Origin of the sequence: Microvirga arabica, assembly GCF_016811235.1 — a bacterium.
In the GTDB taxonomy this organism is placed as follows: domain Bacteria; phylum Pseudomonadota; class Alphaproteobacteria; order Rhizobiales; family Beijerinckiaceae; genus Microvirga; species Microvirga arabica.
The window spans coordinates 1-6516 of the sequence record NZ_JAFBID010000146.1; the positions used below are offsets into that span (position 1 = coordinate 1).

The window sequence follows — 6516 nt, forward strand, 5'->3', positions numbered from 1 at the left end:
TCTCTCGTACAAGAGCAGGACAAGGCCGATGCGCCCTACACGCTCGTGCTGTTCGACCGGAACGACGTGTTCTTCCCACTGGAGTCGTTTGAGCCAACACCGGCAGCTTTCGATCTCGCCAAAATCGCTGGCGACATCACATTGCGTGCACTTGCAGTTGGTCATGACAACTGGTCGAGATAGTCTCTCGGCCTAGAGAACAGTGCACAAAGGCAAGTCGAGCAGAGGTGAACCCACCCCTGATTCCAGCACTACGCCGCAACTTGCCTTCTCTTGGAAGGGCAGAAGGTAGAAGGGCAGACACACAATGGCAAACAGTCCGAGCAACCAGCCTTCCTTGGCCAAGCACAGGCGAGACGATTTGGAAGAGGCCCGCGAGGCATACCTCCTCGAACACACGCCAGGTCTGAGGGAGTGCGATGCAGCACAGCACAGAGCCTTCCTCCAGATTGAGGATGATGCACTGGCCCGCCATCCCGATCCAACGCCGGACGACATCGCCGCTGCGGGAGCCGCGGAGGCTGCCCTCCCATCCAGGAAGAGGACGGAACTTCAACTCCGACGAAGCTTCGAGTCCCTGGCTGTGCATCTGTCCAAGGACGCCAAGCGCAAGCGCAAGAGCTTCGTCCAGCGCGGTCAGCGAGCGTGGAACAGAGCCAACCCGACACCGCTGACGTCGGAGCTGGAGCGAACCCTGACAGTAGCCTTCATGACGCTTATGGGCACTGACTGCTCATAGGACAATCGGGAGGCAGCATATAACCCCGCGATCCTGATTTTGGTTGCTCCACCCGAAATGTCTGTCCGTAATGCGGCCCCGCTTGTGCGCAAAGATCACTTGAGCGCGGGCATTTCCCGTCTCTCTGAGCGCGCTCATGGAAACTTCGATTTGTTTCAGCGCAGAACTCGAGAGTCATGCAAGCGGTCAACATACTCGCGAAACTCACGCACGAACGTCACGGCCAGTGCAGAGGTCGAATGCTGACGTGATCGCAATGAAACGAAGCCGGAATCAATGAACGGCGTGAATGGCTTCGCGACGATTCCTTTGTCCAGAAATTCAGCTGCCGAATAAGGATCGACCAAGCTGATCCCGCCGCCTTCTGCCACGAGCAGGCAAGCGATGTGGGATAAGGGGGTCTCAAGCGAGATCGTGCGTGGAATATCGGCGAGAGTCATATCGATCCGAGATCGAAAGAAGGTCCCTGGTCCGATCCCCACGAAACGCTCGCCTCTGAGATCTGCTGGCTTGATGGATCGGCGTCGGGCCAACGGGTGGTCTTTTCGCATGACGGCAACGGCCGCGACCGGAATGGTCTCGATCTCGAGTCCGGCCCGATCGAGTGGACTATCCGCATAGCCAAAGTCGGCCTGACCGCTTGCGACTGCGTCGAGAACAAGATGCGAGGGAACCCCGCTAACCGTAATATGGACATCCGGCCGCTGAACCGAAAACCTGGCGACAAAACGGGTGAGAATGCTTCCGGCCAAGGCCGGCATCGCTGCGATCCGAAGCGAACCGGCAGTCTGCGCCCGAAGCGCCTGAGCGAACGCCCCGATCCGTGCCAATCCGACAAAGGACCGTTCAACCTCCTCGAGCAGCGCGGTCGCCTCGGCGGTCGGCACGACGTGGTTGCCGCGCCTCTCGAACAGGATCAGGCCAGTCGATTCCTCCAAGCTTCGGATCAGCCGGCTGACGGCGGGCTGGGTGACGAAGAGCGCCTCGGAAGCGCTCGTGATGCTGCCTGTGAGCATGACCGCACGGAACGCTTCGATCTGACGTGAACTAATTTCCATAAGGCTCCAACGCAGCATAACTTCAAAACATGCCAGTCTAATTAAATCTGATTTGACCTTATGAAAAGAGCTGCCCGATTGTTGCGATGTCGCTTCGGCAGGCATGGAGCCGGCCACTGCTAGACTAAAAGATCAGACGAGGGGATGAGGACATGAGCACGTTGAAAGTTCTGGGCGCCGTTCTCGGCTTGGCCGTCGCAGCGAGTGGAGCAGTGGCGCAGGAGAAGACGGTCAAGATCGCCACTGAGGGCGCCTATGCTCCTTGGAACTTCACGAGCGCGGGTGGCAAGCTTGAGGGTTTTGAGATCGACCTCGCCAACGACCTGTGCGCCCGCATGAAGGTGAAGTGCGAGATTGTAGCTCAGGATTGGGATGGCATCATCCCGGCGCTGCAGGCCAAGAAGTACGACGCCATCATGGCCGGCATGAGCATCACGCCGAAGCGCGAGGAGGTGATGAGCTTCTCCCGAGCCTATGCCCTTCCCATCAATACCTTCGCCGTCGGTGCCACTGGAGATCTTGCCAAGCTGCCGGGCGACGGCAAGAGGATCAACCTGACAGCGGACGAGGCCACCGGCAAGGCCACAATCGCCGCGATGGCACCGGCCCTGAAAGGCAAAACTGTTGGAGTTCAGGGATCCACAACGGCTTCGGCCTTCGCCGACCAGTACCTCAAAGGGCTGGTCGAGATCCGCGAATACAAAACCACCGAGCAGCACGACCTCGACCTCGTTGCTGGCCGCATCGATGCCATCCTGGCGAACATGACGGTTCTGACTGCGACAATCGCCAAGCCAGAAATGAAAGATATGAAGCTCGCAGGTCCCACGCTCCTCGGCGGCCCCTTTGGGCCCGGCATCGGCGTCGGCATCCGCAAGGAGGACACGGACCTGAAGAAGAAGTTTGATGAGGCCATTGCAGCCGCCTCAGCTGACGGCACGATCAAGGCGCTCAGCATGAAGTGGTTCAAGGTCGACATCGCGCCTTGAGCCCAAGATCCATCGTAGCGGCGGGGCGGCCCAGGCGCGCCTCGCCTTTGGCGAACACGACCGCATGACCCATCACCAATCAGACCAAGAGCCCGATGTCGCCATCGTTGGCGGCGGCCTCATGGGAGCCTGCGTCGCATGGGGACTGGCCCGGCAGGGGCTGCGGGTCTGCGTCCTAGACGAGGGTGATGTCGCCCTGCGGGCTTCGCGGGCGAACTTCGCCCTCATCTGGGTGCAGGGCAAGGGAATTGGCTTTCCGGCCTATGCGGCCTGGACGAAGGCCTCGGCGGAGGCTTGGCCCCGGCTGGCCGCGGAGCTCCGATCCGAGACGGGCATCAATGTCGGCCTCGACCAGCCGGGCGGGTTCACGCTCTGTCTGTCGGACCGCGAGCTCCAGGCCAATGTCGACATGATGGCGCGCCTGCACAACCAGCCCGGTACCGTGACCTATCCCTACGAGATCCTGGATCATGCGCAGACGAAGGCTCGGATGCCTGCGACCGGGCCTGATGTGAGCGGGTCGATCTATTGTCCCCTCGATGGGCACGTGAACTCCCTGCGCCTGTTCCGGGCTCTGCATGCCGCGCTGAAGGCACACAGCGTTGATTACCGGGCAGATCATGCGGTCACCGCAATTGAACCGCGGGCCGGTGGCTTTGCGCTGACGGGAGCCTGGGGCGAAATGAGAGCTGCAAAAGTCGTCCTCGCAGCAGGACTCGGCAATGCGCGCCTGGCGCCGATGGTGGGGCTTGAGGCTCCGATGAAGCCGAGCCGCGGACAGATTATCGTCACCGAGAAGGCCGCTCCTTTCCTGCGCTATCCTGTCGTCACGGTTCGTCAGACCGACGAGGGCGGCGTCATGATCGGCGACAGCGAGGAGGCGGATGGCTCGAGCCTCAGGGTCGATCATTCCATCTCCTCCGTTATGGCCGACAGGGCCATCCGGATGTTCCCGCTGCTCGGTGACCTGAATGTCGTCAGGACCTGGACGGCCTTCCGCGTCATGACACCCGATGGCTCGCCTGTTTACGAGCAATCGGAGACCTGCCCCGGCGCCTTCGTCGCCATGGCGCATTCGGGCGTCACTCTGGCTCCTCAGCATGCATTCTCGCTGGCAGACTACATCGCCACAGGGACGATCCCGAAGGAAGTTGCTGTTTTCTCGACCAGGAGGTTCCGTGTTCCGGCGTCTGTCTGATCGCGCTTCGGGCGAAATCACCTTTACCTTCGACGGGCGGCCAATCACGGCGTCTGCGGGCGACAGCGTCGCCGCGGCGCTGCTGGCTGCCGGCGTCCGCGCCTGCCGCACGACACCCGTCTCGGGGGCACCGCGGGGACCCTATTGCATGATGGGCGTGTGCTTCGAGTGCCTGGTCAGGATTGACGGCATGGACAACCGCCAGGGATGTCTCGTGACAGTGCAGGAGGGAATGAGGGTGGAGAGCCAGCGCGGTTCGCGGACTCTGACACCGGAGCCTGCCCAATGACAAAAGGTAGGGTCAGTACAGAACGTGGGATTGCGGATCTCGCTGATGAATACGACGTGATCGTCGTCGGGGCGGGGCCGGCAGGTTTGTCGGCGGCAACGACGCTTGCGGGGACCAACGCACGGACGCTCCTCGTCGACGAGAACCGGACACCCGGCGGCCAGATCTATCGCGCCATCACCCTGGCGCAGCCGGTAGACCGGCAGAGACTGGGCGAGGACTACTGGCGCGGGCGGAGCATCGCCGAGGACTTCCTCCGTTCGGAGGCTGAGTATGCGCCGGCCACGACCGCTTGGAGCATCCAGCCTTTGCAGGGGGATGCCGGACAAACCATTGGCCATGAGGTCGGGCTCTCATCGAATGGTGTGGCGCGTCTCATCCAGGCCAGGCAGGTGGTGCTCGCCACGGGAGCCCTGGAGCGCCCCTTCCCGATCCCGGGTTGGACCCTTCCTGGCGTCATGACCGCGGGAGCTGCCCAGATTGCCCTCAAGACATCGGGCCTCGTCCCGAGCGGAAAGGTCGTGATCGCGGGAACGGGTCCGCTTCTCTATCTACTTGCAGCGCAGTTGATCGAAGCGGGGGCAACTGTATCGGCCGTTCTCGACACGACGCCGAGGGAGAACTGGCTTCGGGCCTTTCGCCATGCCCGGGGCTTTCTGGTCTCACCCTATCTGGCCAAGGGACTGAAGCTGCTCCAAACGGTGCAGCGCCGCACCCGGGTCATCCGCTGGGTTTCCGCGTTGGCGGCGGAAGGCGAGGGGGGACTGAAGGAAGTTGTCTGGGGGGCTGGAGGCCGTGAGCATCGCATGGCTGCGGATCTCCTTCTGCTCCACCAGGGCGTGGTCCCCAACGTCAATTTCTCGAATTCCGCCGGCTGCGCTCATGAATGGGACGAGGCACAGCTCACGTTCCGCCCGCAGGTCGACGAATGGTCTGCAAGCTCGGTCGCCGGTCTTGCCCTTGCGGGCGATGGGACCGGCATCGGGGGGGCCGAGGCGGCGGCGATCCAGGGGCGGATCGCAGGGCTGGGCTGCGCCTCCCGTCTTGGTCTCGTCGCACCGGCCGAGCGTGATCGACTTGCTGTTCCCCTCCGAACGTCCCTCGCACGGGCCATGCGGGGCAGGCGGTTTCTGGATGAGCTGTATCGGCCCGCCAAGGCGTTCCGGGTGCCGCAAGACCCGGACACTATCGTGTGCCGCTGCGAAGAGATCTCAGCCGGACAGATCCGGGCGTCCGTGAGCGCAGGCGCAGGCGGTCCGAACCAGATGAAGGTGTTTCTCCGGTGCGGCATGGGCCCATGCCAGGGCAGGCTCTGCGGGCTGACCGTGACCGAACTGATCGCAGACGAGCGCAGCAAGCATCCGTCGGAGATCGGATATTACCGGCTGCGGTTCCCGATCAAGCCATTGAGGCTGCACGAACTCGCCGCCCTGCCGCAAACAGAAACAGCGAAAGTCGCCGTTCTGGCCGACCTCGCCGATACGCACCATCCCGCAGACTTGAACGAAAGGAAGCCTCAGTGACGGAACGCCATATTCAAACGCCGATCATGCATCGTGTTGTCGTGCACAACGACCTAGTCTTCGTCGGCGGAACGGTCGCGGACGATCTGTCGGTCGGACTGGAGGGGCAGACCGAACAAATCTTCGCCAAGTTCGACCAGTACCTGAGCGCCGCTGGTACGGACAAATCGCGCTTACTGTCTGCAACTATCTTCCTGACGGATCTCAACCGCAAGCCGGAGATGGATGCCGCCTGGAAACGGTGGCTAGATCCCAAGGACTTTCCGGCCCGCGCCACTGTTGGCGTTGCGGACCTTGGCGAAGATACTCTTGTCGAAATCATGATCACGGCAGCCCGCTGAACCAGGACCAGCACCTCCCCCGACAGATGTTCTCAAGGGGCGACAGGCTCCGAGCTTCGGGCCGCTGATCGTCAGCGTCCCCTTTGTTATGATCGAATTTTGCGCTGTCCTAGACTCCGAGCGCCTCGCCCCGTGCATCCTGCACGGCAGCTTATCGGGAACTCTCAGCCAACAAGAGAAGATGCCGCGACAGGTTCCATTTAGCTTTAGGTCCGATCCAATATGGCTCTGGCTTCAGCAACTTAGGCGTCGTGGACATGTCCAGTGCGAGGGCAGGCGGAAGTGCCTTCGGCATGCTCGCCGTCAAGAACGGGCCTTCAGCCCGCCGCCTGCGGCGGTGCCAAGGCATTCTTGACCGCTGCGCGTGCCTCCGGCCTTG

Annotated in this window: 8 protein-coding genes; 7 read left to right on the plus strand and 1 reads right to left on the minus strand. The window is 62.1% G+C overall.

From position 1 onward, the window contains the following. Both JQC81_RS31705 and JQC81_RS31710 read left to right on the plus strand, forming a co-directional pair. Positions 1–183: hypothetical protein (locus tag JQC81_RS31705; RefSeq protein ID WP_203275748.1), on the plus strand; the 183-nt coding region annotated here is incomplete at its 5' end. A gap of 178 nt (positions 184–361) precedes the next feature. After that, on the plus strand, positions 362–739 hold the full coding sequence (locus JQC81_RS31710; RefSeq protein ID WP_246520826.1) for a hypothetical protein: 378 nt from the start codon (positions 362–364) through the stop codon (positions 737–739). A gap of 155 nt (positions 740–894) precedes the next feature. Here JQC81_RS31710 and JQC81_RS31715 read toward each other — a convergent pair whose 3' ends face one another. Beyond that, on the minus strand, positions 895–1902 hold the full coding sequence (locus tag JQC81_RS31715) for a LysR family transcriptional regulator (RefSeq protein ID WP_246520828.1): 1008 nt from the start codon (positions 1900–1902) through the stop codon (positions 895–897). A gap of 47 nt (positions 1903–1949) precedes the next feature. Between JQC81_RS31715 and JQC81_RS31720 the strand changes: the two genes are divergently transcribed. The 5 genes from JQC81_RS31720 (at position 1950) to JQC81_RS31740 (ending at position 6137) form a co-directional block, all read left to right on the plus strand. Continuing rightward, on the plus strand, positions 1950–2786 hold the full coding sequence (locus JQC81_RS31720; RefSeq protein WP_203275750.1) for a lysine/arginine/ornithine ABC transporter substrate-binding protein: 837 nt from the start codon (positions 1950–1952) through the stop codon (positions 2784–2786). Between the two features lie 64 nt (positions 2787–2850). Then, positions 2851–3984 carry an NAD(P)/FAD-dependent oxidoreductase gene (locus JQC81_RS31725; protein ID WP_203275751.1) on the plus strand — a complete coding sequence of 378 codons (1134 nt, stop codon included), beginning with the start codon at positions 2851–2853 and terminating at the stop codon, positions 3982–3984. Beyond that, the gene (locus JQC81_RS31730; RefSeq protein WP_203275752.1) at positions 3965–4273 is read left to right on the plus strand and encodes a (2Fe-2S)-binding protein; all 309 of its coding nucleotides are present in this window, start codon (positions 3965–3967) and stop codon (positions 4271–4273) included. Before JQC81_RS31725 ends, JQC81_RS31730 begins: the two co-directional genes overlap by 20 nt. Continuing rightward, positions 4270–5796 carry an NAD(P)/FAD-dependent oxidoreductase gene (locus JQC81_RS31735; protein ID WP_203275753.1) on the plus strand — a complete coding sequence of 509 codons (1527 nt, stop codon included), beginning with the start codon at positions 4270–4272 and terminating at the stop codon, positions 5794–5796. Before JQC81_RS31730 ends, JQC81_RS31735 begins: the two co-directional genes overlap by 4 nt. Continuing rightward, positions 5793–6137, plus strand: a complete 345-nt coding sequence (locus tag JQC81_RS31740) for a RidA family protein (protein ID WP_312887627.1) — start codon at positions 5793–5795, stop codon at positions 6135–6137. The genes JQC81_RS31735 and JQC81_RS31740 overlap by 4 nt, the downstream gene beginning before the upstream one ends. The last annotated feature ends 379 nt before the right edge of the window (positions 6138–6516 follow it).